Here is a 25,541-nt window from a genome sequence, read left to right on the forward strand (position 1 = left end):
TTACATGATATATTTGCGTAAGTATTTGATGAAAGACGGTTTTTATATTAATCTTATCTTAAAAGAAAATAGTGCAAATCAAAGAATACTTATATGATGGCACAATGAGAACACAAAATGCAGAGAATTTAATGCATGTGGTAAAAAGTGCAAAAAATTCTTAGAATTTTGGTATAGGTAATTTATGTGCTTGAGCAGCAGCTTTAAGCGTATTGACCATAAGCATGGCAATTGTCATAGGCCCAACACCTCCAGGTACAGGAGTAATAGCAGCGGCTTTTTCTTTAACTTCTTCAAAGTCTACATCACCAACAAGACGGGTTTTATTGGTACCTTTTTCTGACGCTTCAATCCGGTTAATACCAACATCAATAACAATAGCTCCTTGTTTTACCCAATCTTTCTTAATGATATGTGGACGGCCAACAGCTACAACTAGAATATCAGCACTACGACATACTTCATCAAGATCACGGGTGCGACTGTGGGCGATTGTCACTGTAGCATTGGCTGCCATCAATAAGGCTGCCATAGGTTTGCCAACAATATTAGAACGCCCAACGATAACTGCATCAAGACCTGATAAATCTCGCCCACATTGTTGTTCGATTATCATCATAACACCAGCAGGCGTACAGGGAATGATAGTATCTTCAAATATATTTACTGCGAGTTTTCCTATATTGATATAATGAAAACCATCAACATCTTTCTGAACGGCGATAGCTTGCGTTATTTTGTTTGTATTGATATGAGCAGGTAGAGGGAGTTGTACCAAAATCCCGTGAATTTTAGGGTCGGAATTTAACGTTTCAATGAGTTGCAGAAGTTCTTCTTCTTTTGTGTCTTGGGGAATTGTATGCTTAATTGAAAGAAAACCGCATTCTTCAGCTTTTTTACTTTTTGAGTTAACATAAACCTGACTTGCGGGATCATCTCCAACAATAATAACAGCAATTCCAGGCTGGATTGTATGATTGTTACGGAGTTTCTTTGTTTCTTTCTTGACTTTATTAATAATGTTTTCAGCAAGCTTTTTTCCGTCAATAATATTATTCATGAGAAGAATCCTTTCGGTAGGGATATTCAGTTTTTTAAAGTATTTGCTGATAGTAAAAAGAGCTTTATGGCACTATTTAATAACCATAGTTACGTGGTTTTCCTACCTTTTTTCTGTTGGAAAGTAGTGGAAAATAGTTGCTTTATAAAGAGAGAGTAACATTGTTGTTTCAATAAAATTTGAATAAAATAAGAGTAATCGAATTATTAAATAGATATAGCAAATTATAGGATTATCAAAACCATTTTTTAATGATCATTTAGTTTCATTTTAATCTATTATAGGATCAAAAATATAGAGGAAATTGTGCTCATCAGAATAATAAAATTTTTGAGTGGGGTTTTTGTGGCAGTTGTTTTTTTGCTTGGAACTTCTGTTATCGTTTTACCTTATTTTGTATCAACCGACACGATTCGTGTCCGAGTGGCACAGGATTTAAGCGCATGGACAGGCTATAATGTGCAACTGCGTGAACCACCACGTTTGAAACTTTTTCCTTATCCAAAAGCATTTCTTTCAGGAGTTACTTTAACATCCAAAATTAATGATGTTGCACCTTTAATGGAAGCTGAATCGATAGAAGTAGATCTTTCTTTAATTGATCTTCTGAGAGGATGTGTTTCTTTTTCAGAAACACGAATTGTGCGTCCACAATTTGTTATGGAAAAGCCTTTTAAAACAGTGTCTGATTTTTTTAATACACTTTCGCGGTCACAAGGTACCTTGGGGTTAGCAGTGCGTAATGCTCGTGAAATTGTTAAACTCAATCCTGATCAACCAGATATAGAGAGTCTTTTAAACCAGCCTTTTGGACGTATTGTTATCGAAAATGGTGTTCTCATTTATCGTGATAGTGTTTCTGATGTGACAGAAAAAATAACAGGACTAAATGCAACTATTGATTGGTCAGAATCAACACAAGCAGCGCGGTTTCGCGCAAGTGCTCGTTGGCATGGGGAGTTAACGGAATTATTAATTAATGCTGATCAAGCTTTGTTACTTTTAGCAGGGGGACAAAGCTCTCTTAGAGTGAGCTTCAATTCTTTGCGCGGTGGTATAACGTTTACGGGGAAAGCACGATTATCTGAATATTACATTTTTGATGGAAAAGTATCGATGCGTTCTCCTGGCTGGAATCAAACATTGGCTTGGATTGGTGGAAATCAGCTTTGGGGAGGAAGATTAAAGGTGCCTATTGTATGGGAATCTCATTTTTTAGCACAGCCAAAACGTATCGAAATGAATAATATTACATTTAACATGGGTGCTGCAAATGCGCGTGGAGCTTTGGAATTTGATTTTCAAAACCATGTTCCTAACATAATAGGATCTTTAGCTTTTGATACTATGAATCTTAATATATTAGAGTCAATGTTTTTACCAGTTGGAGAGGAAAATGAATTCCTTGATATGGTAATTTTTGATCGTATTGGATTAGATGTGCGAATTTCAGCGCCGCAAGCAAAAATAGGTAAGATTGCACTCACAAATTTAGCAGCAGCAATGCAAATTAAAAATGGGTATGGGAATTTTGACCTTGGAAATGCACATGTTTTTGGAGGATCTATTCAGAGTAATGTCCAAATTGTACCAAATGGTAAAAAAGCACGCATTGAAGGGCGTGTTTCGGGTACTTCTGTTGATGTACAAACTTTTTCAGAAGCTTTAGGACTGACACAATTTATACATGCTAAAACTGACTTCATTGTAACAATACAAATACTTATTAGTAGTTGGTCAGAAATCTCTGAAAAAATGCAAGGGCAGTTAACAATGAATATGCTTTCTGGCCGGTTATTGAAATATGATTTAAATGAATTGCAGAATAAGCTTTCAGAGAATGAACAGTTCTATTTAGTAAATAACCATACATTTTCAACACCTTTTGAGCGTTTAAATATTAAAGCAAAATTTTCTGATGGCATAGTGACGCAGATAGAATCATTAATGCGTACGGCAGATTGGAATTTGTCTATTGATGGTCCGATTGCAGTGCCTATCACTAAGAAAAATCAGAAAGATTTTATGTTGCAAGGACGATTACAGAAAAATAATCGTTCAGATACTTTATGCAAAGATGTTCAATGTCTTACTAATAGCCTTATGCGGCCTTTTAGTTTTTCACTTGGTTCTACGGAGCAGTCTCTAGAAAAATTTTTTGTTAGGAAAAATATTGATGAAAATTAAATTTTGTTTTTCATTATTGATTTTGATTTTAAAAAATCACTCGAAAAATATTGTTTTAGGATGAAATTTCAAAGACTACGGTAGCAGAATGTCTAACGCATCTGAGAGGAAATACCGTATCCATCTGTGGCAATTATATGCTTTCCCTTTGTTCCAACTGAGCTAATTCCTATAGTGATCAAGATAAAGGCTAAAATTGTAGCAATAGTAATAACAGTAGCTTTTTTAGCAGACATATCTTTCTCCAGTCATAGGGTAAGTCGTTGAATGCAAGAGAGTATTTTGTGATCAATTTTATATGCACAGAATCATTTAACATTCTATTTGTTCCAATTATTATAAACAAAGGTAAACAATTCTCTACTCTTCAAGATATTGTAGTTTTATGGAGCTGATTTTTTCTTTTGATTGTACTTTTTGTTTTATTATCTTGACGATTGTAATTTGCTCTGTCACAAATTTTTTATGCGTGTAAATTATAAATTTCAAAGGTTGTTTATTCAGCAACCACTTTCTTTGGACAGAGAAATAAAAATAGAAGGAGCTCAAGTTTCTTATCTTGTGCATGTTTTGCGCGTGAAAGAGGGAGCTCAGATTTTACTTTTTAACGGGCAAGATGGTGAATGGTTGGCCAAGATTACCGCTATTAAAAAAAAGTTTGTAGTGGTTCGGCTTGTTCATCAGACAAGATCTCAAACAACATGTTCGGATCTTATTTATTGTTTTGCTCCACTTAAACATGCGCGTTTAGATTATATGGTGCAAAAGGTTGTAGAAATGGGGGTATCTGTTTTGCAGCCTGTTATAACACATCATACACAAGTTTCTCGTATCAATATGGCACGTATAAAGGCTAATATTATTGAAGCGGCTGAACAATGTGGCATTTTGTCTTTACCAGAATGTTTACCTGCTGTATCGTTAAAAACACTTTTAGCACATTGGGATAGAACACACTCTTTGTTTTTTTGTGATGAGTCGCATGAAATACAAAACCCATTACCTCTTTTAAAGAAACATGGAACTGTTCCCCTTGGTGTTCTTATTGGACCGGAAGGAGGATTTAGTGAAGAAGAACAGGTCCTTTTAAGAAAACATTCTTTTGTGATTTCTATATCATTAGGTCCACGTATTTTACGTGCTGATACTGCAGCTGTTGCGGCTTTGGCTCTTATTAATACTACAATAGGGGCGTGGTCAATCGATTAAGAAGCTTGCAATATCATTTAAAATAGTGGAACTTGTTGATAAGGTAAAATAATTTATGGCGCTTGATATAACTGATGAAAGTGAAATTCACAATTTAGATTCTCTAGTTGGTTATCTTCAAGAGGGTTGTAAAGCAAAAAATGACTGGTGCATTGGTACAGAGCATGAAAAATTTCCATTCTATATAAATGGTTTTCGTCCTGTTCCATATGAAGGCGCAAAAGGTATTCGTGCACTTTTAGAGGGGATGCAACAAGCTCTAGGGTGGAAGGTTATTTTAGATGAAGGAAATATTGTTGGGCTTGTAGAATCAACGGGTCAAGGTGCGATTTCTTTAGAACCTGGCGGGCAGTTTGAATTATCTGGCGCACCATTGAAAACGGTTGGCCATACTTATTGTGAACTGATGGAGCATTTGACTCTCCTCAAAAAAATTTCGGGACCATTAGGTATTGGTTTTTTAGGTATTGGTGCTAGCCCAAAATGGACTTTAGCTGAAACACCACAAATGCCCAAATCACGTTATCAAATTATGACTAAATACATGCCAAAAGTTGGTCATAATGGTCTTGATATGATGTATAGAACAGCGACTATTCAAGTAAATCTTGATTTTTCGTCTGAAACTGATATGCGGCGGAAAATGCAAGTGTCAATGAAATTGCAATCCATTGCAACAGCATTATTTGCCAGTTCGCCTTTTGTTGAAGGGCGCCCAAATAATTTGTTGTCGTGGCGTTCTCATGTTTGGTGTAATACTGATAATCAAAGAACAGGAATACTTCCTTTTATATTTTCCGAACGCTTTGGGTTTGCTGATTATGTTGAGTGGGCACTTGATGTACCAATGTATTTTATTATACGCGATGGGCATTATCATGATTGTACACATATAACTTTTCGCCAATTTATGAATGGAGCATTGAAAGGGCAAATTGTAGATTCAACACCTAATATAAGAGATTGGGTAGATCACTTGTCGACTTTGTTTCCTGAAGTGCGTTTAAAACGCTTTTTAGAAATGAGAGGTGCTGATAGTGGATCTTGGCAACATATCTGTGCATTATCTGCTTTTTGGGTTGGTCTTCTTTATGATAGCGAAGCCCTTAATGAGGCAGAAGCTTTAACGAAAGATTGGTGTTTTGAAGAAGTTTTAGATATGCGTAGACGTGTTCCAAAAGAGGGATTACAAACGCCTTTTCGTCAAACGATGATTTTAGAATTAGCACGTCAGGCTATTGCGATTTCACGCAAGGGATTAAGAAATCGCAAGCAATATGATACTTGCGGTTATGATGAAGAAAGTTTTCTTAATCCTTTGGAAGAAATAATTGCAGTGGGTCAAACGGATGCTGATAGGTTGTTATCTAAGTATCATTCTATTTGGGGTGGGTCTGTAGAGCCAGTGTTTTTAGAATGTGCTTATTAGATTTTTGAAATGAGAAAAGCGTTTTGTGTCTTTGTGGTAAAAAAACATACAATGCTTTCTCTTATCTATTCTTTAAGAATAAATAAAAAATATTTGTAATTATGAAGTTCTCAACAATAGGTGAGAATCGATAATCATACTTAGGCACAGAGTAAAGTTTATTTAAAATAAAAAAAGAATTCTCTTTACAGATTATCATTTAAGACTGAATAATTAATATCACGTAACTTTCTTGTTTGAGCTATTTTTAGCGCATAAACAAAAAATGTATTATCGTACAAAAACAGCTCGACCGTTACTAATGAGGCCTTCTCTTTGCGCACGTTTACGAGCAAGTTTACGTGTACGACGAATAGCTTCAGCCTTTTCACGAGCCCGTTTTTCCGATGGTTTTTCATAATATCCACGCATCTTCATTTCACGAAAGATACCTTCGCGCTGCATTTTCTTTTTTAGCGCACGCAATGCTTGATCAACATTATTATCACGAACGAGTACTTGCACAGTTTACCTTACTTTGTTTCAATGTCCTAAATAAATAGATAAAAACCCACCACCCTTTGAACACAGTCAAAAGGATTACATTAGCAATGCGCATACCACATAAATAAGGTGGTTGTCTATATTGCTTTTCAAAAACTCTATTTTTTTTGTTATACGCAGTTTTTTACAATTAACAATTGCATTTACAAATATGTGTTTATAAAATTTACTAAATTCATTATTCAAGTCAAAAATCAAGATAAATTTTTCAGTGACAAGTAAGGTTAGACGTAGATTATGTTATTGTAGCAATTGCTCTATACCAAGGTGGCTAATAGAAAGCGATTCAACATAAAAATAATCAAAAAAGCTGCAAAAAGTATGGGGGGAAGAAATCAAGAATTCATTAAAATTAATAAAATCAAAAGCCTTTATAGCCTTTTGATTCTACTGATATTTGGCGCACCCGAAGAGATTCGAACTCCTGACCCCCAGATTCGTAGTCTGGTGCTCTATCCAGCTGAGCTACGGGTGCATAAATTTTCAGTCTCTTAAATATCGTTAAGACATGGGGTTCCTAATCGTTTCGTTGATGAATTGCAAGTAAAACTTGGTAAAAAAGTTTTTTTGTTTAAAGTTTAAGGTATTTATGATTTCTATAAAGCTTCTGTGTAGTATTATTTTTTTATTTGGTTCATGGTAAGAATCTAAGATGAACGATAGTTAACTTGACGGTCTGTTCCATGAAAGATAGTCAAATTAATAGGATTATATAGATGGGATACGTTTTTGCAGTATGGTTACACTCTCTACGATTGATTTTTGCAAAATTCGAATGTTGCTGGTGTAGACTATTTCAAATGCATTGGTGTAAGTAAATGACGAAGCAAGGATAGATGTATGGGGTCACTTAAAAAGATCATTCCGTTAATGCTTTTGGGTATTATTTGTATTGCCATTTATTTTTGGCCAAAACACAATATAGAATACCTTGTTCATACAGAAGGTACAACAAAAAATACACCGCATGCTGCATCAAAAGCACCAATGGGAATGCCGCCGGTAAATGTTGTCGTTGATCTTGTTAAAGTTCAGGATTTTTATGAACGTCTTAATGCTATAGGTAGTGGACAGGCTATTGCAGCGGTCAATTTAACTCCTTGGTCAGGAGGTGTTGTTGATAAGATTTTTGTGTCTGCCGGTACAAAAGTCCAGGCGGGTGATGCAATTGCAAAGCTTGATTCTAAAAAGGAAGAAATAGCAGCTGCAAGAGCAAAAGTTCAACGCGACAATAATGCTTTAACGCTTTCACGTATTCTTAAGTTACGCACGACTAATACAGCAACAGAAGTTCAAGAGATTACTGCACGCTTGGAATTAGAGAATGCAAATTTAACTTTGTCTGATGCTGATTTAGCACTTGATCGACGAACAATTCGTGCACCAATTAGTGGAATTGTTGGTATTTTACCTATTGATGTAGGAAATTCTGTTGGCCTTGATACTGTGATAGGTCGTATTGAGAATAACGAACGTATTTTGGTTGATATCTGGGTGCCTGAACGATATGCATCACGTATCCATAAAGGGGATGAAGTGACTGCAACCTTAATAGCACAGCCAGATAAGACTTTTGTTGGCCATGTTTATGCGGTTGATAATATGGTTGATCCACAAAGCCGCACACTTCACGTTCAAGTTGAAATTCAGAATGAAAAAAATGTACTTATGTCTGGTATGTCTTTTTCTGTTACGTTTCAATTTCATGATGGTTCTTTCCCGGTTGTTGATCCTCTTGCCATTCAGTGGAGCAGTAGAGGGTCATTTGTTTGGCGTGTGAGAGAGGGTAAAGTAGAATACGTTCCAGTATCGATTATTCAGCATAAAGCAAATCAAGTATTTGTAAAAGCTCCCCTAGAAAATGGTGATCAGATTGTCGTTCAAGGGGTACAAATGCTTCGTCCGGGTGGTCATGTCATTATTAGTGATTCAAAGGCTCATCAAAAGCAATTATCAGAAGCTAATGGGCAGGATGGGCAATGAGTCAAAAAGTTGAGAAAAAGCCTTTAGCAGAGTCAGAACAAAGTGGTATAATGGCATTTTTTATTCGCAGGCCAGTTTTTACCTTTGTTTTAAATGCTCTAATTGTAATTGCAGGGATTTCTGCATGGATGAGCGTTGATGTGCGTGAATTGCCAGATGTGGATATTCCAGTGGCAACAATTAAGACGACTTTTACTGGTGCGTCAGCAGAAACAATTGATCGTGAGATTACGAAAGTTATAGAAGATGCAGTTTCTCGTGTGTCAGGGGTTAAAACAATTTCTTCAGCTTCCGCTTTTGGTCGTTCCCGTGTGGAGGTTAAATTTAATGTTGGTGTTGATTTAAATGTTGCGGCATCTGATATTCGCGATGCTATTTCTCGTATTACTTATTCTCTGCCAAAAGGTGCGGAGCCGCCTATAATTATTAAAGCAGATTCGAATGCTGCTGCGATGATGTATTTGGTTGTAACTTCACCAACAATGAATATTGATGATTTAACAACGATTGTGAACGATCAAATTGTTGATGCACTTTCTGCTGTTGATGGTGTTGGTGATGTGCAGGTTGATAACGCGCGTGTAAAGATTTTTCAGATTGATATTGATCAAGCAAAACTTGCCAGTTATGGGTTAACTGTAGGAGATATTTCACGTGTTCTGTCTGATATGACCACTGATGCACCTGTGGGATCATTGCGTAATTCCGAGCAAGCTTTAATTGTGCGTGCAACCGCTCGTTTAACGACACCAGAAGCTTTTGAACAAGTTGTTTTAAAGCCTCATGTACGTCTTGGTGATGTGGCGCATGTTACTTTATCTCCTGATGTAGAAACAGTTATTCTTCGTGTAAACGGGAAGGTGGGGATTGGGTTAGGTATTGTGCGTAAGGCTCAATCTAATACTCTTGATATTTCCAAAAATGTTCGAGTGGTTGTTGAACGTCTCAAAAATGTTCTCCCTTCTTCTGTTCATATAAGTATTCCTAATGACGATGCTATTTTTATTAAGAGTGCTCTTCATGAAGTTGAGATTGCATTAGTTATTGCTGTGCTTAGTGTTGTTTTGATTATTTTTCTATTTCTGGGAGATATTCGTGTAACACTTATTCCTGCTGTGTCTATTCCAGTAGCTCTGATTGGGACAATCGCTGCAATTTATCTTGCGGGCTTTTCCCTAAATATTCTTACGTTTTTAGGGCTTGTTTTAGCAACAGGGCTTGTTGTGGATGATGCCATTGTTGTTCTTGAGAATATTGTTCGGTGGCGCAATATGGGATTTGGTGCTCGGTCAGCAGCGGTATTGGGAACTCGGGAAGTATTTTTTGCTGTTGTGGCAACGACATTAACTTTGGTGGCTGTTTTTGTACCTATTTCCTTTCTTCCTGGGCAAATTGGGGGACTTTTTAGAGAGTTTGGTTTTGTATTATCAGTGTCTGTTCTGCTTTCTTCGGTTGTTGCTTTAACTCTTTGCCCTATGCTCGCTTCACGCTTTCTTAAAGAAGAAAAGCATGTTGAAGATGATGAACAAAAGGAACATCATTTAATTTTTCTGTCTCGGATGAGTGCTTTCTTTAGTAGGGGGTATGCTCATAGTTTGCATAAATGTTTGGAACGACCTTGGACTGTTGTCTTTGGTTCGCTTATTTTCTTCGTTCTCTGTATTGGAGGTTATATGGCGCTTAAACAGGAATTGACGCCAGCAGAAGATAGGGGAATTATTTTTTTAGTCGTTAGTGGACCACAAGATATTTCGGTACAGTATCTCAATGAGCAAGTGCAGCAAATTGAAGCAAGCTTAAAACCATTGCGTGATTCTGGTGAAATTGTTAACAGTTATTCTATTTCTGGAGCTGGAGGTTCATCTAATAATGGTTTTCTTATCTTGTTGCTTTCGTCTTGGGACAAGCGTTCGCGTAGTCAGCAGGAAATTTTAAAAGATGTTAATGCAAAAGTTAGGCAGTTTCCGGGAGTTTTTGCATTTGCTGCACAAATTAATTCTTTAGGGGTTTCAGGAATTGGTCAAGGACTGCAATTTGCAGTCGTTGGGGATGATTATACACAACTACAATCAATTGCTGATAAACTTGTAAGCACTTTGCACACTGATCCGCGGTTTGTTCGTCCGCGGCTTACTGTTGATGCTACGCAACCTCAATTTTTTATTGAAATTGACCGAGAAAAAGCTTCTGATTTAGGGATTGATATCACTAATTTGGGTGATACATTGCAAACAATGGTGGATGGGAAGCAGATTGGCTCGATTTATGTGGATGATCATGCCTATGATGTAAAACTTACATCGCGTAAGAATCCTATTAATAATCCTGCTGATTTAGAAAATGTTTTTTTAAAAACCAGAGACGGTAAATATGTTCCTTTATCGGTTGTTACGGATTTACATGAAAAGGCTATTGCACCTCAATTAAAGCGAGAAGAGCGCATGAGTGCTGTCGTTATAGGTGCAAATCTTGCTCCAGGAGTTTCTTTAGGAAGTGCTTATAAGACTGTAAAAGAAGCTGCGCTTCCTTTATTATCAGAGGGAAATTATATTATTCCTTTAGGAGATGCAGCAACTCTTGGTGAAACATCTTCTGATTTAATGATTGTTTTTGGAATTGCTTTTGTAATTATTTTGTTGATTTTAGCAGCGCAGTTTGAAAGTTTTGTTTCGGGCTTTATTATAATGGCTACTGTACCATTAGGAGTTGGTTGTGCAGTAATTGCTATGCTTTTGGGTGGTGTTAGTCTCAATATTTATAGTCGAATTGGTTTGATTTTATTAATTGGTATTATGGCTAAAAATGGTATTCTGATTGTTGAGTTTGCAGATCAGTTACGTGATAAAGGTAAAAGTGTACGTGAAGCTATAGAAGAAGCGGCTAATGTTCGTCTTAGACCAGTTTGTATGACGATGATTTGCGCTATTTTAGGAGGTATTCCTTTGGTTTTAGCAAAGGGTGCTGGTGCAGAAGCACGTGTAGCTTTAGGTTGGGTTATTGTTGGTGGTTTGGGGTTGGCAACTATTTTTACTCTTTATGTAACGCCAGTTGTTTATCTATTTCTCGGACGTTTTATAAAACCAAAAGCAGAAGAAGCTAAGCATTTGACAAAAGAACTAAGCCAAGTCAAATAACTGCTTTCGGATAGAAGATTGACACAGTTTTTTAACTCTTATTTAAAAGATATCATTTGAGTGCCTTATCTTGCTATTTTTGTATTATTTCATATATGAGCAGTCAAAATGGGTTATAGAGTAAGGAACTATCCTCTATTTTAAAGTCATTTGTGTCTTGATATTATTGTCAATGACCATAGGAAAATAATTATGGTTCGCAATGAAAGAGCTTTTGAAGTAGCTTTGAAGGCTTTGAAAAAGCATATTATAGAAGATAAAGTTTGTGATATTCGTCGACATTTTGCAGAAGATGAACAGCGTTTTACTCGTTTTTCTTTAAAACTTGATGATTTCCTTTTCGATTTTTCAAAGTGTGGTGTAACATTAAACACACTGAAACTCTTAGATAATCTTGCTGTTGCAGCGGATGTTTCAGGCAAGTGTAAGGCGATGTTTTCGGGTGAAGCTATTAATGTAACTGAAAAACGCTCAGCTCTTCATATTGCGTTACGTTTGTCTGCTGATGAAGTTTTTATGTTGAATGAGCGTAATATTGTTCAAGATATCCAAGCCGTTCTTACCCGTATGGAAGAATTTTCTGAAATGGTTCGTTGTGGTAACTATAGAGGATATAGTGGTGAGAAGATAATTGATATTGTAAATATTGGTATTGGAGGGTCTGATCTTGGACCTGCAATGGTTACTAATGCTTTAAAACCTTATCATGATGGACCATGCTGCCATTTTGTTTCTAATGTGGATGGTGCACATATTGTTGATGTTCTTGCTAATTTGAATCCGGAAACAACACTTTTTATTATTGCTTCGAAAACTTTTACAACTTCTGAAACAATAGCAAACGCTAAAGTTGCACGCCAATGGATCAGTTCACATTTAGGAGAAGAAGCGGTAAAAGTGCATTTTGTTGGTGTTTCTAGTAAAACCGATAAAGTGCTGGAATTTGGTATAGATTCTTCAAGGATTTTTGAATTTTGGAATTGGGTTGGGGGGCGTTATTCAATTTGGTCAGCAATTGGTCTTGTTGTTATGTTGGCAATTGGTGGTAAAAATTTTCGCCAGTTTCTTAAGGGTGCACGCCAAATGGACGAGCATTTTAAAACTGCACCTTTGCATAAAAATATTCCGATTCGATTTGCTCTTTTAGGATTCTGGCATCGTGTTATTTGTGGTTATTCATCGCGTGCAGTTATTCCTTATGCGCAGCGTTTAGCGCGTTTTCCAGCTTATTTACAGCAGCTTGATATGGAATCAAATGGCAAGCATATTTCTTTAGATGGCAAACCAATAGGCTTTTCGAGTGGTCCAGTTGTTTGGGGCGATTCGGGGACAAATGGACAACACGCTTTTTTTCAATTTCTACATCAAGGAACGGATATCATTCCTGTGGAATTTGTTTTATTTGTAAAAGGGCATGAATCACATTTAAGTCATATGCATGATATATTAATAGCTAATTGTTTGGCGCAATCAGAGGCTTTGATGAAAGGCCACCTTATTAAGGACAGTTGGAACACTGTTGTTAATAATGCAGTTGGTGGTAATGAAACAGATAATTTGGTGTTTCATAAAAATTTGCGAGGAAACCGGCCAAGCATTATGCTAATTCAGGATTTATTAACGCCCTTTGCGCTTGGTCGTTTAATGGCGCTTTATGAGCATCGTATTTTTATTGAAGGTGTTTTAATGAATATTAATTCATTTGATCAATGGGGTGTTGAATTTGGTAAAGAATTAGCAAATGAATTGTTACCCGTTATACGTGGAGAATCTAAAGCTCATAATCGTGATAGCTCAACGTTAGGATTACTGGCGCATATTCAAGCGAGACGTGTTGAATAAAAAAATTTGAAAATTATCTCAATTTTCTTAGTAATGGCGGAGAGAGAGGGATTTGAACCCCCGATAGAGTTGCCCCTATGCCGCATTTCGAGTGCGGTGCTTTCAACCACTCAGCCATCTCTCCATATGTAAATGCAATAAAGTTTTTTCATTATATAATTTGTGTATGATGCTTGATAATCTTCAATTGTTTTAAGTACAACCTTTTTTTGCTTCTTTGTTGGCTTTTCTTGACAGCAAATAGAAATTCTATCATATATGTAACGTTAAGGGAATTTGCATTCTAAGAGGTGCTGTTTATCCCTTTTAAATTATTACGACTGATAAAAAGAAGCCTATTTCCCATACTGAATAAAGCAGAAGTGAAATAAGAGCGGGATCGAACGAAAGGATAAAAAATGTTCGCAGTCATTAAAACAGGTGGTAAGCAATATCGTGTTGTTGCTAACCAGGTATTAAAAGTTGAAAAGATCATTGGCAACGCTGGTGATATCGTTAAATTCGACAATTTATTGATGATAGGTGAGGGGGAAAGTGTAGCTATTGGTGCGCCTGTTATCGCTGAGGGTTTAGTTACAGCTGAAATTGTAGAACAAGGACGTGCTCGTAAGGTTATTGCATTTAAGAAACGGCGTCGTCAAAATTCGAAGCGTACTCGTGGTCATCGCCAAGAAATAACGACACTCCGTATTTTAGAAATTTTAACAGATGGTTCAAAGCCTAAAAAAGCAGTAGCTAAGTTGGTTGAGAAGAAAGCAGCTGCACCAAAGGGGACGAAAACTTCTACTCCTCCTAAAAAAACCGCTGCAAAAACTGCTAAAAAAAAGGTTGCGTCACAAAAAACGGCTGCGATATCAAAAAGTAAAGAAGACTAAGGGAGAATTCCATGGCACATAAAAAAGCTGGCGGTTCCTCACGTAATGGCCGCGATTCAGAATCAAAACGTCTTGGCGTTAAGAAATTTGGTGGTGAAATTGTTATTGCTGGAAACATTATCGTACGTCAACGCGGTACACGTTGGCATCCTGGTGAGAATGTTGGTATTGGGAAAGATCATACTCTTTTTGCGCTTTCAAATGGGAAAGTTTCTTTTCGTAAGAAAGCAGATAACCGCTCCTATGTTTCAGTCATTCCTATGTGATGGGGATAGAGGTAATCTGGGGATTCGTTAAATAGATCGATATGTATTAGATTTCGGTTTAAAGCTTTGGGGCATTAAAAAAATAATGTCCCATCTTTTTATTCTAGATATACGATAAGTGTTAGAGCTATATAAGAAATTGGCACAAAACAGGATTTTCTGATTAGTCTTGCTGGAAGATTTATTTTAGGTTTCCTTTGTCTGAAGATATTGAGTGATAACTTGGATTCTGCAACAGACTTTTTCTGTTTATACAATTTTACTTGAAGGTGTAACTTTGATTGCTCCAGTTTGTCCTTTGAGGTTGAAATGCCGTGGTATTGCTTGATCTTAGAATCGAGTAGGTAGGCAATTCGTAAGTGTATTTTAGATAAATGGTTCTTTATTGAGATGTACTCTGTTGAATTATTTTATGTTGGGTATTTAATTTAACTGAATTCAAATCCACAGTATAAGTTATTCATTTTTAAATGATATTCCACTTGGTATTTATTTTATAAACAATTTATCATTTTTGATACAGTTTGGCCTGACTGTACAAAAGTTGTGAAGTTGATATAACTTTAACGTATTAGGGGGTAATGTTTCATACAGCTTATTTTAGCATGTGCTTGAATTTTCAGCAATTTGCACTGTAAGCGTCAATTTTAGTATTGAGATTAGTAGGTATCGCTTAGTAAGTGGGTTAGGCGACCGTTATTGTAACTGACCTTATGAATAAATAGCATAGGTACGTCTATTACGTTGGCACTATCTGGAAGTTTGTTTATTAACTATTACCACAACGATGACAAATATGATCTTACTTATAGTGTAAATTCCTATCTGTTTAGTATTTCTGCATTATTTAGGCGAGAAAAACCGTAATAAAATAAATTGATAATTTTTATTTAGAGTTTTTCATTGACACATAAAAAAAACTTCACTTTACTCTGTATGAGCTGTTGTAAATGATTTCTGAGTTAATTACAGATTTTAAGAATCTAGCTCACTTATACAGTAAAAAAAAACTATAAAGTGAATATTTTTACGCAAAAGCATCCTGATGATATTTTCTAACTTTAATGTCGTAGTTGTTGAATGAGTATTTAAATATTAGTAAAATGTTTTTTGAGCAGTCTTTCCATTAATTTCTAATGATTTTACTTATAAACACATTATGCTATTTATATATTATGCAAAAATCAATATATGGTGATAAATTATAAAGTTAAAATAGCAATATTTTTATTATTAAAACAATCGATTATATCTACACAATATTTTTCCATAAATCAAAATTGCAATACTGAAAAATTTTTTTGAAATTGTCTGATAGTTATGTCGTGGCTATAATAGCGATTATTTTTTAGCTTCTTATCATATAAGTTTCCAAGTTTTAGAAGTGCACTGTAGATATCATTGAACATAAAATGCATTTCAGTGTTCGTTGGAATTCGTCTTATAAAAATATACAAAAATTATTTATTAGTACCCTTGCCATTTTATTAATGTGCGTTATTTGAAGAACAAATTGATCTTTAATAAAGAAACGTTTACATCGAAATGGATTATATTTTTAATGGAGGTTATGCAATATTTTTAAGAATAAGTTGTATATTTTCTTTGTTTGAAAGCTTTTAATTAAGAAGGCTGTAGTTCTTTTAAGCTCCAATTTTTTAAGAGATTTTAGAACGATGCTGCAATAAACCGTAGCATCGAGAAGGTTGTTTTTATCTTTTTTTATTTTTTCCTAATGCGCAACAGTAACTTTGCGAAGGGTTTTCTTTTGCTTTCTGTGATGATGTCAGTCTCTGTTAGAGTTTCAATATATTGCCTTATTTCAAGGGGTATTATGCAGAAATTGTATTTAAGCTCAAAAAGAAATGAACTGAATTGCTGTTATTTCTTTTATAGGTCACCTTGGATTAAAGTGGTTTCATTAGGGGCAATAATGGCTACGCTTCTATCGAATGTTACTCTAGTTTTTGCTACTAATCAGGGTCAGGGGGTTGAATGTGGTTCAGAAGCAAAAGCAGAGAAGCAATCAGATACTGCAATCGGTCAAAAAGCGCATGCTAAGGGGGACGGTGCTACGGCTGTAGGTTCTTCTAGTGAGGCTAGTCAGCAAAATTCTACAGCAATAGGTAGGTACGCAAAGGCTAATGGCTATGGTGGGACAGCTATAGGTACTTCAGCTACTACTATGGTTGGTTCCGGTGGAACTACGTTAGATACAGCTATTGGTTATTATGCAAAATCACTTGTGTGGGGTAGTGTTGCTTTGGGCAGTCACTCTAAAGCCGATATTGCAGAAAGGATTGCTGGTTATGATCCTGAAAGTGGCATCGCTTCAATGAAAACGTCACCGATATGGAGAAGTACTACAGGCGCAGTTAGTGTTGGTGATGTTAATAGTGATATAACACGACAGATTGTAGGAGTTGCGGCTGGTTTTCAAGATACTGATGCAGTAAATGTTGCGCAACTGAAAGCGTTAGAAAAATGGGTAAAAGAAGAAAGTGGCACTTGGAAACTTTCTGTTAGTAGCGAAAATACTACACAAGTTAATAACAAGTACAGACTCGGTTTAGATGGAGGTAAAAATATTAGGAATGTGGCAGAAGGAAAAGTTACTCAAGATTCGACAGATGCAATGAATGGTGCACAACTTTATACGCTAAACGACGATATTGCAAAGTATTTAGGGGGTGGTGCAGCGGTTCGTGAGGATGGTTTTTTCGGGCCACGGTATATTTTATCTAAAGTTTCTGCAGATGGGATTGTAGGACAACAGCCAATTATCTCTCATGATGTTGGTAACGCTCTTACAGAACTTGATATGAATGTTAGGAATGTAAATAGTCACCTAAAATATGTGTCTGGTAATTTTACGGAAGCAATCGATAAGATTTTAAAAAAATTTAAGCATAATACTTTGTTGTGGAATAGACGTGAAAAAGCTTTTCTTGCACTTCATACAGAAAAAGGAGAAAGAAAAAATAGCAAACTTACGTTTCTTATGGATGGAAATGTTGCTCCTAATTCCACTGATGCGGTTACAGGTCATCAGCTTTGGGTGATAAATGAGGAGATTGACAGCCTTAAAGATAAAGTTAATAATATAATAATTAGTGGAGGTGGTACTCTTATTGCTGAGGGGGCTGTTACCTATGATAAAGATAAGGATAATAGTATCACGTTAGTAGGTACTGATGATGATACACCTGTAACCATTGATAATGTTGCTGATGGTAAAGTTGAAAAAGGTTCCAAACAAGTAGTCAATGGTGGACAACTAAAGGAACAGATGAGTCTTGTTCTTGCAGGTGCAAACAAGTATACAGATGAAAAAATAGAAAATATAGTTGGTACTGCTTTTATACAAGCCCACGCTTATTCTGATATGAAGTTTGAGGCATTAAGTTATAGAGTTGGAGGCGTTCAAAAAGAAGCAAAGCAAGCAGCAGCAATCGGTTTGGCTGTAGCTAGCTTGCATTACATTAATACACCAGGGACTCTCAGTATTGCATTTGGTAGTGGTGTATGGCGTGGTCAATCAGCACTTGCTTTTGGAACTGGTTATATGTCTGAAGATGGAACGGTGTGCTCCAACTTCTCCGTTACCACGTCTGGAGGTCACTGGGGTATAGGAGCAGGATTAAGCTTCGCATTAAAATAATGATGAGAAATTGGAAAATTATTACAGGTCTTTTGTTTGTTCTTGTTTTTTTAGGAAAAGCTGTAAGCTTTGCTGAGGAGCAAGATAGTATTTACATAGTACGTCCACCGCAATTGTCAGTACCCGGTGGAAAGTCTGGTGAAACACGCCGGATTATTATGCAGTTTCATTACTGGACATTAATTTGCGATGAGAACAAAACAATGAAACAAGGGATCTGCAATGTAACTCAGACAATTCATGATGATAAAGAAGGTAACAAAGTTTTTAGTTGGTCTCTTGTTTCTACGAAAAATGGTCAACCGGTTATGTTGTTACGGACATTGCCAAACGCTAACACAAATGCTCCTATTCAAGTATTTATGGAAGATGTTAAAAAGCCGCTTCTTATTAGTTATAAGCAGTGCAATCAAGAGATCTGTTTAGCGCAGTATCCTGTAGGGCCTGTTTTAATGAAACAGATAAGTAAGAATAGCAATGTGCGCATTTCTTATCAGCTTAAAGAGGGAAAAACGTTTTCCTTTCTAGCCCCATTTAAGGGTTTGGGTGAAGCACTTTTCTCTTTGCAATAATAACAAGCAAACAAACGCAGATTTTATTTGTTTCAGCATTAGTTTGACTGATAAAGTAATTTTTTATTGCTTAAAGTATATAATTTAAGCTTGCAGGTTATTTCTTTCTGAATATAGTGCAAACCTCTGGAGAGGTGGCCGAGTGGTTGAAGGCGCACGCCTGGAACGCGTGTATATGGGAAACCATATCGAGGGTTCGAATCCCTCTCTCTCCGCCAAAATATAATACAATCAAATAGTTATGTAGAAGTTAGAGAATTTTTATTGCTTTGATTTTTTAAGTGTTTCAGATGCTATCTCTTGCCTTTTTGTAGTTTTTAATTGATTCAAGGGGCAGTTTTTATGGTTAGTACTCTTTGTGTAGAGAGATGCCGTTCTATTTTTCATCCACTTAAAAATTGCTTCCACGTATGAAATTGCAACTTTGTGTGAGCTGCTTTTATTATAGTTTATGTTTTAATCTATAAGCCTGATTTTTAATGTTTGCTGCATTACATGCTTTTCTAAGCAAGTTGCCGAATTTTTTTGATAAGTTTCTTATTCTACTTGTCGCTGATGAATGTTTCATCATGTGTAAGATTAATTTCAAACGGTTTTCCGATTTTAGGTAAGACGGAAAAAGGGACATCTGTTTGAAATTTGCTTTTTTCTGTCTCTAAATGAATGATATTATTTGTTACGATTTTTCAACTATGATTTTGATGGTTCTTATTCTTATGAAAAGGAAAATGGAAATGGTTATAAAGAAGCACCTTATATAATCGAAGCACCTTATATGATCATTGAAGGTGAAAGAAGATATCACAGTCAAAGTCTATATCAAAAAAATGTTTGCTTTCGTAACAGTAGGGCTAATTGGTATTGCTAAACATTTAGTGCCGTTGTGATAACTGATGGATTAAATACAACAAAGAAGGAAGTTGTTGAAAAGAAGGAAGTCATTGAGACGGGAAGAGATTTTGTTTCAAACGCACCAGCATAGCTAAGCCATTTATAAACACTTATCGTAATAGAAAGATTTCATAGAAACGACCACACTCAATAATTACTGGTGTTATTGCTAAACAAATTTACTCAAAATTCTTAACGCCCCCTTCCAAACAAAAACATCCATCAACATGGTATTATAAAAAGTCTCAAATAATTACATTACTTTGCAAATTAACTTCCCATAAACCATCTATTTCATTACACAGAAATTGAAAACACTCCAATTTATTTAATGAAATATCCTAATAAACGCTTCAAAAAGCCCACTTCAGTTTAAGAACAAGCGCATTACGAAAAATACTTTACCAGAAAGTCGTTTTGAAAAAATAAAGCACCCCCCTTTAAATTTTTTGCTCGTTATACATATACCCCCTTACCCTTTAACATAAAGCCAAGTTGCTTTCCGTAAACACGTTAAAAGCAAACACTACACTCAGACTAATTACTTTAATTAAGGAGATATAAAACGAACACACCCCATTAGTTATGTTTAGCTTTTAAATGATGTTTTCGAAAAATAAAATACTCTCTTAAACACCCTTCATCATATTAAAGAGAAAAATTTTTCACTAACGTCTATTAAGAACTTACTCACACAACCCTATTCTCTCAAAGGCTCAACACAACAACTTACCTTTGTTTGAATACCCCAACCCCTTTTAAGCTAACAACAATTAAACTTAATCTAATGGCAGCTAAATAACCCTTGATACTCAAATGCATTACTTAACATTTTTATTTCAGAGGATTTGCTATGAAAACCACACACCCCTAAAACCCAAATCCTTTATAAGGATAGGACCTTAAAGATCTCCTCTCCTTACTGATTATTGTTAACACGAAGTTTATTTGAAAGCTGAAAACTGCACTCTTTTGTTTTTTAGCATCCAAAATTGGCTCCGCTTTATGGTTTGTTTTTATGCTTATTTTTGAAAAACAAAACCCATTGTCAAATCACATAGCGCCAAATTGTGACTTTTTTATGTCCAAGTATATTTTTTACTTTTGAAAGATTTGTTATGAAAAAAGTACATATCACTCCAAAAGACAAAAGCTTCAATGCTCAAAGGCCTCTTTATGAGGTATCTTTGGTTAGAGCTGTTTCATTAGGGGCGGTAATGGCTACGCTTTTATCGAGCGTTTCTCCAGTTTTTGCTTCTCATCTTTCTTCAACGGGGGCGACAGTTCAAAGTGTAAGTGCAGGTGTGGTTTCTGCTAACGTTGCTCATGGGCGTGTTGGTGGGAGTGTTGGGGTGGCTAATGGTAATCGTTCTTGTGGGGTAGATCAGGTTGTTAGCCATAGTTTATCATCAGCTAAGAAAGTATCTGCAGAAGAGCAGTATAAAAAATTGAGCGCTAATCAACAATTTATTAATTGTGATCCTAATGGTTCTGTAATTCAACCAGTTACTTGGATTGCTGATACGGATGCTATGTTTCGCGCTATTGCTGCTGGTGTGAATATGAGACAAGTTGCCGAAACGTCAGAGGAAATACAGGGTTATTTTGATAGTTTCACTTTGAAAGGTATTGGTGCTGAGCTAGGTTCAAATGCGAATGCAGAGAGCGGAGAAGATGTCGCAATTGGCAGGGAAGCATGGGCTAAGGGTGGTGGTTCTGTGGCTTTAGGTTTTTCAAGTCAGGCTCTCCAGTCACAATCTATTGTAATAGGTAATTACGCAAAGGCTGAGGGAATGAAGGCAATAGCTATAGGTTCTTTTGCTGAGGCTAAATTAGGTACTGCTGTTGGTTATCGTGCACGGTCATCTGTGGAGGGCGGTGTTGCTTTAGGTGATGATTCTAAAGCCGAAGTTGCAAAATGGGTTTCAGGTTATGATCCTGTAAGTGGTATCGCTTCAATGGAAACGTCACCGGCATGGAGAGGTACTACAGGTGCAGTTAGTGTTGGTGATGTAAGCAATAGAAAAACACGACAAATTACAGGAGTAGCCGCTGGTTTTGAAGAGACTGATGCAGTGAATGTTGCTCAGCTGAAAGCATTAAAAACGTGGGTAGAAACAGAAGGTGGTACTTGGCGGCTTTCTGTTAACGGTCAAAATGCTACAAAAGTTAATAAAGACACTAGTCTCAATTTAGTTGCTGGAAGTGACAATATTAAGATTGTTAAAAGTGGCAATACGGTAACATTTGATCTGAATAAGGATCTTGTGCTGACAAGTATTTGGACAAGAAATGTTCGCTTAATAGACGCTGGCTTACTTATTGTGAATGGTCCATCAGTGACTACTGCTGGGATCAATGCTGCAGATATGAAAGTTAGAAGTGTGGCGGATGGAATTCTCTTGAAAGGTTCGAAAGATGCAATCAATGCCGGTCAGGTTTATGAACTTAATAGTACGGTTGCAACGTATTTAGGGGGTAATGCAAACGTACTCGAAAGTACAGCACCGACTTATACAATTCAAAGTCAAGGGTATAATAATGTTGGAGATGCATTCACAGGTGTTGATACTTCACTGACGCGGCTTTTTGGAAAAATTAACGATGTGGTAGATAGCATTCTCGTAGAGCAAAATTCAGGAACAAGGCGGATTACCATTGGTGCCAAAACCGATGGTAATGAGGTTTCTATTGCTAACAAAGGCGGAGAATCTCGGATACTTTCTGGTATAAAAGATGGAGATCTTTCTGCACATTCGACAGAAGCAGTTAACGGTGCACAACTTTATAAGGTGGATGAAAGTGTTAAGACACTAGGTAGTACTGTATCAAAAGTTGAAGGGAAAGTGACGAATCTTGATACTAATGTTACAAAACTTAATACAAACATTTCGGAATATTTGGGTGGTAGTGCAAATATACTGACAGATAAGGCACCAACTTATACAATTCAAAGTCATGAATACGGTAATGTTGGTAGCGCCTTTGAGGGCGTTGATAATGCACTGACACAGCTTTTTGGTAAAGTTGAAAACATTCTTGTACATCAAAATCCAGGAACGAAGGTGATCACCGTTGGTAAGGAAGTAGAAGGCAGTGAGATTTCCATTGCCAACAAAGATAGAGAATCTCGGGTGCTTTCTGGAGTGAAGGTAGGAGAGCTTTCTGCAAACTCGACAGAGGCAGTTAATGGTTCGCAGCTTTATAAGCTGAGCAGTAATATATCTCAGTATTTAGGTGTTGGTGCCAACATACTAGAAGATACAGTGCCGACGTATACAATTCAGAAACAGACTCATAATGATGTTGGAGCTGCATTTGCTGGTGTTGATGCTTCATTAACGCAGCTTTCTAGTAGGATTGATGATGTGGTAGGTAGCGACCTTGTTCAGCAAGAACAAAGCACGCATAAGATCACCATTGGTGCTAAAGTGGGGGGCAGTGAGATCATAATTAGCAACGGTGATGGAGTATCTCGAAAACTTACAGGTTTGAAGAATGGGGAAGTTACTGAAGATTCGACAGATGCAGTTAATGGTTCGCAGCTTCATGAAGTCAAGCAAAGCGTTGACGTATTGACAGGCACAGTGTCTGGTGTGCAGGAGAATGTGACGAAGCTTGATACGAATATTAATAAGTATTTAGGTGGGAGTGCAGATGTATTGAATGGTACGCCACCCACTTATAGAATTCAAGATGAAGATCGTATAGGTGTTGCAGCCGCGTTTGAGGGTGTTGATGATACATTAACACAGCTTTCTGGTAAGATTGATGGTGTTGCAAATGTGTTGAATAATGGTCTTGTTCAGCAAGATTCCATATTTGAGCTCATCACCATTGGTGCCAAAACAGGTGGTACTGAAGTCTCTATTGCTAACGCTAATAAAGAATCTCGGAAACTTACTGGCTTAGCAAATGGAGATGTTTCAGAAAATTCAACAGAGGCAATAACAGGTTCGCAGCTTCATGGAGTTACGCAAAGTGTTACCAATTTGCACGGTATTGTATTGGAAGTTGAAAAGAATGTCACAATCCTTGATGCGAATATTTCGGAGTATTTAGGTGGAGGCGCAAATATATTGGAGAATAAGGCACCAACGTATACCATTCAGAATGGGGAATATAGTGATGTTGAAGTTGCCTTTGTAGCTGTTGATGATACACTAACACAGCTTGTTGATAGAATTGATGATGTAGTACGTGGCGACCTTGTTCAACAAGAGCTAGGGACGCGTAAGATTACCATTGGTGCTAAAGCAAGAGGTGACGAGATTTCCATTGTTAACAAAGATGGAGAATCTCGGACACTTTCTGGGGTAGCTGATGGATCTGTTACAGAAGGCTCGACAGAGGCAGTCAATGGCAAGCAGCTTCATGAAGTTAAGCAGGGTGTTGAGACGTTGACTAACACAGTATCTAGTGTGCAGGGAAATGTGATAAAACTTGATACGAATCTTAATGAGTATTTAGGTGGTGATGCCAATATACTGAATGGTATAGCGCCGACTTATACCATTCAAAAGAAGGATTATCACACTGTTGCAGCTGCGTTTGTAGGTGTTGATGAGAAATTGACGAAGTTGCAGAACAATATCAATACAAATACTACAGCGGTTAAGGAGAATGCTTTATTTTGGAGTGATGAGGAAGAAGCTTTTGTTGCGCTTCATGTGAACAAAGGAGAAGGGCGAGGGGTAGCAGAAAATAACAAACTGAAGTTTCTTTTAGATGGAGATATTATAGAAGGCTCGACAGAAGCAATAACAGGTAATCAACTTTATGTACTGAATAAACAGCTTGCAGCTTATTTTGGTGGAGGAGCTGGGTATGAAGATGGAAAGTGGACAGATCCAACGTTTACAATTACGGATTTTGGTGCACAAAGCAAGAATGAAAAACAAGCATATCATAATGTAGCTGAAGCTTTTGGTGCTGTTAATAGCAGTATGTCTGGTCTCAATGACCGTATTGAGAAAGTTGAACAGCAGACAAGCTCTCAAATGAGTTCTGATCGTTTGATCTGGAATAATGATAAAAATGCTTACGATGCTAACCATAATGGTCAGGCTGGTAAGATAACCGATGTAGCGGATGGTGCAATTAAACAAGGTTCCAGTGATGCGGTTACAGGTAATCAACTTTGGGAGACGAATGAGAAGATTGACAACCTTGAAAACAAGGTTGATGGTATAATTAGCGATATTAGCACCATTACTGATGGTGTTGTTACCTATGACAAAGATGAACATGGTAACAAAATCAATAGTATCACGTTAGTAGGTACTGATGATGATACACCTGTGCTCATTGATAATGTTGCAGATGGTGAAATCGAAGAAGGTTCAAAACAAGCAGTCAATGGTGGTCAACTGAAAGAACAGATGAGCGTTGTTCTTGCAGATGCAAACAAGTATACAGATGAAAAAATAGGGAATATGGTTAGTGATGCTGTTGAGCAAGCTAATGCCTATACTGATATGAAGTTTGAGGCCTTAAATTATAAAGTTGAAGGTGTCCAAAAAGAAGCAAGGCAAGCAGCGGCTATTGGTTTGGCAGTAGCGAACTTGCATTACATTGAGACACCAGGAATGCTCAGTATTGCATTTGGCAGTGGTGTATGGCGTGGTCAATCAGCACTTGCCTTTGGTGCTGGTTATACATCTGAAGATGGGGATATCCGCTCCAACCTCTCCGTTACCACGTCTGGAGGTCACTGGGGCGTAGGAGCAGGAATAAGCTTTACACTGAATTAATAACACCACATTAAGAATTAGTATACCATATACCAAAGATATGATTTGGATAAAATCAGCTTAAATAAATAAAGACATTTTTAAGGAAAGAAAAACTTATCCACAGTTTTCTTTTGATATATTATTGCGAAAAACC

General features: G+C 36.7%; 14 protein-coding genes and 3 tRNA genes. 12 read left to right on the forward strand and 5 right to left on the reverse strand.

Annotated elements, in window-relative coordinates; genetic code table 11:
- Nucleotides 1–160: 160 nt before the first annotated feature.
- The gene (gene folD / locus BWD121_RS00510) at nucleotides 161–1,060 is read right to left on the reverse strand and encodes a bifunctional methylenetetrahydrofolate dehydrogenase/methenyltetrahydrofolate cyclohydrolase FolD (protein ID WP_078662926.1); all 900 of its coding nucleotides are present in this window, start codon (nucleotides 1,058–1,060) and stop codon (nucleotides 161–163) included.
- Between the two features lie 306 nt (nucleotides 1,061–1,366).
- Here folD and BWD121_RS00515 point away from each other — a divergent pair, with 306 nt between their 5' ends.
- Nucleotides 1,367–3,247, forward strand: a complete 1,881-nt coding sequence (locus BWD121_RS00515; protein ID WP_078662927.1) for an AsmA family protein — start codon at nucleotides 1,367–1,369, stop codon at nucleotides 3,245–3,247.
- A gap of 92 nt (nucleotides 3,248–3,339) precedes the next feature.
- On the opposite strand, the gene BWD121_RS08335 is transcribed toward BWD121_RS00515, so the two are convergent.
- Complete coding sequence (locus tag BWD121_RS08335; protein WP_197684850.1) at nucleotides 3,340–3,483, reverse strand: hypothetical protein; 144 nt, start codon at nucleotides 3,481–3,483, stop codon at nucleotides 3,340–3,342.
- Between the two features lie 229 nt (nucleotides 3,484–3,712).
- Between BWD121_RS08335 and BWD121_RS00520 the strand changes: the two genes are divergently transcribed.
- The gene (locus BWD121_RS00520) at nucleotides 3,713–4,456 is read left to right on the forward strand and encodes a 16S rRNA (uracil(1498)-N(3))-methyltransferase (protein ID WP_078664031.1); all 744 of its coding nucleotides are present in this window, start codon (nucleotides 3,713–3,715) and stop codon (nucleotides 4,454–4,456) included.
- A 55-nt stretch (nucleotides 4,457–4,511) separates the two neighbouring features.
- On the forward strand, nucleotides 4,512–5,885 hold the full coding sequence (locus BWD121_RS00525; RefSeq protein ID WP_078662928.1) for a glutamate--cysteine ligase: 1,374 nt from the start codon (nucleotides 4,512–4,514) through the stop codon (nucleotides 5,883–5,885).
- 270 nt (nucleotides 5,886–6,155) lie between these two features.
- On the opposite strand, the gene rpsU is transcribed toward BWD121_RS00525, so the two are convergent.
- Nucleotides 6,156–6,389 carry a 30S ribosomal protein S21 gene (rpsU, locus tag BWD121_RS00530; protein WP_078662929.1) on the reverse strand — a complete coding sequence of 78 codons (234 nt, stop codon included), beginning with the start codon at nucleotides 6,387–6,389 and terminating at the stop codon, nucleotides 6,156–6,158.
- 437 nt (nucleotides 6,390–6,826) lie between these two features.
- Nucleotides 6,827–6,903: transfer RNA gene (locus tag BWD121_RS00535), tRNA-Arg, on the reverse strand.
- A 365-nt stretch (nucleotides 6,904–7,268) separates the two neighbouring features.
- On the opposite strand from BWD121_RS00535, the gene BWD121_RS00540 reads away from it, so the two are divergent.
- The 3 genes from BWD121_RS00540 (at nucleotide 7,269) to pgi (ending at nucleotide 13,387) form a co-directional block, all read left to right on the forward strand.
- Nucleotides 7,269–8,411, forward strand: a complete 1,143-nt coding sequence (locus BWD121_RS00540) for an efflux RND transporter periplasmic adaptor subunit (protein ID WP_078662930.1) — start codon at nucleotides 7,269–7,271, stop codon at nucleotides 8,409–8,411.
- Entirely contained in the window at nucleotides 8,408–11,545 is a 3,138-nt protein-coding gene (locus BWD121_RS00545; RefSeq protein WP_078662931.1) for an efflux RND transporter permease subunit, read from the forward strand. The genes BWD121_RS00540 and BWD121_RS00545 overlap by 4 nt, the downstream gene beginning before the upstream one ends.
- Nucleotides 11,546–11,737: 192 nt before the next feature.
- Entirely contained in the window at nucleotides 11,738–13,387 is a 1,650-nt protein-coding gene (gene pgi, locus BWD121_RS00550) for a glucose-6-phosphate isomerase (protein ID WP_078662932.1), read from the forward strand.
- A gap of 34 nt (nucleotides 13,388–13,421) precedes the next feature.
- Here the strand turns inward: pgi and BWD121_RS00555 are convergent.
- Nucleotides 13,422–13,511: transfer RNA gene (locus BWD121_RS00555), tRNA-Ser, on the reverse strand.
- 274 nt (nucleotides 13,512–13,785) lie between these two features.
- Between BWD121_RS00555 and rplU the strand changes: the two genes are divergently transcribed.
- The 6 genes from rplU (at nucleotide 13,786) to BWD121_RS00585 (ending at nucleotide 25,405) form a co-directional block, all read left to right on the forward strand.
- Complete coding sequence (gene rplU, locus BWD121_RS00560) at nucleotides 13,786–14,262, forward strand: 50S ribosomal protein L21 (RefSeq protein WP_078662933.1); 477 nt, start codon at nucleotides 13,786–13,788, stop codon at nucleotides 14,260–14,262.
- A gap of 11 nt (nucleotides 14,263–14,273) precedes the next feature.
- Nucleotides 14,274–14,528, forward strand: a complete 255-nt coding sequence (gene rpmA, locus BWD121_RS00565; protein ID WP_078662934.1) for a 50S ribosomal protein L27 — start codon at nucleotides 14,274–14,276, stop codon at nucleotides 14,526–14,528.
- A gap of 1,933 nt (nucleotides 14,529–16,461) precedes the next feature.
- Nucleotides 16,462–18,189 (forward strand): YadA-like family protein, encoded by a 1,728-nt coding sequence (locus BWD121_RS00570; protein WP_240536674.1) that lies wholly within the window; start codon nucleotides 16,462–16,464, stop codon nucleotides 18,187–18,189.
- Entirely contained in the window at nucleotides 18,189–18,761 is a 573-nt protein-coding gene (locus BWD121_RS00575) for an invasion associated locus B family protein (protein WP_078662936.1), read from the forward strand. The genes BWD121_RS00570 and BWD121_RS00575 overlap by 1 nt, the downstream gene beginning before the upstream one ends.
- Before the next feature lie 128 nt (nucleotides 18,762–18,889).
- Nucleotides 18,890–18,979: transfer RNA gene (locus BWD121_RS00580), tRNA-Ser, on the forward strand.
- Nucleotides 18,980–20,770: 1,791 nt separating this feature from the next.
- The gene (locus tag BWD121_RS00585) at nucleotides 20,771–25,405 is read left to right on the forward strand and encodes a YadA-like family protein (RefSeq protein WP_078662937.1); all 4,635 of its coding nucleotides are present in this window, start codon (nucleotides 20,771–20,773) and stop codon (nucleotides 25,403–25,405) included.
- The last annotated feature ends 136 nt before the right edge of the window (nucleotides 25,406–25,541 follow it).

The organism is Bartonella sp. WD12.1, from assembly GCF_002022415.1.
In the GTDB taxonomy this organism is placed as follows: Bacteria; Pseudomonadota; Alphaproteobacteria; order Rhizobiales; family Rhizobiaceae; genus Bartonella.

What these genes read in the sequence shown, in the direction of transcription:
- BWD121_RS00575 (WP_078662936.1), top strand. Translation starts at nt 18,189, where the DNA reads ATGATGAGAAATTGGAAAATTATTACAGGTCTTTTGTTTGTTCTTGTT.
- pgi (WP_078662932.1), top strand. Translation starts at nt 11,738, where the DNA reads ATGGTTCGCAATGAAAGAGCTTTTGAAGTAGCTTTGAAGGCTTTGAAA.
- folD (WP_078662926.1), bottom strand. Translation starts at nt 1,060, where the DNA reads ATGAATAATATTATTGACGGAAAAAAGCTTGCTGAAAACATTATTAAT.
- rpmA (WP_078662934.1), top strand. Translation starts at nt 14,274, where the DNA reads ATGGCACATAAAAAAGCTGGCGGTTCCTCACGTAATGGCCGCGATTCA.
- BWD121_RS08335 (WP_197684850.1), bottom strand. Translation starts at nt 3,483, where the DNA reads ATGTCTGCTAAAAAAGCTACTGTTATTACTATTGCTACAATTTTAGCC.
- BWD121_RS00545 (WP_078662931.1), top strand. Translation starts at nt 8,408, where the DNA reads ATGAGTCAAAAAGTTGAGAAAAAGCCTTTAGCAGAGTCAGAACAAAGT.
- BWD121_RS00520 (WP_078664031.1), top strand. Translation starts at nt 3,713, where the DNA reads ATGCGTGTAAATTATAAATTTCAAAGGTTGTTTATTCAGCAACCACTT.
- BWD121_RS00540 (WP_078662930.1), top strand. Translation starts at nt 7,269, where the DNA reads ATGGGGTCACTTAAAAAGATCATTCCGTTAATGCTTTTGGGTATTATT.
- BWD121_RS00585 (WP_078662937.1), top strand. Translation starts at nt 20,771, where the DNA reads ATGAAAAAAGTACATATCACTCCAAAAGACAAAAGCTTCAATGCTCAA.
- rplU (WP_078662933.1), top strand. Translation starts at nt 13,786, where the DNA reads ATGTTCGCAGTCATTAAAACAGGTGGTAAGCAATATCGTGTTGTTGCT.
- BWD121_RS00570 (WP_240536674.1), top strand. Translation starts at nt 16,462, where the DNA reads ATGGCTACGCTTCTATCGAATGTTACTCTAGTTTTTGCTACTAATCAG.
- BWD121_RS00525 (WP_078662928.1), top strand. Translation starts at nt 4,512, where the DNA reads ATGGCGCTTGATATAACTGATGAAAGTGAAATTCACAATTTAGATTCT.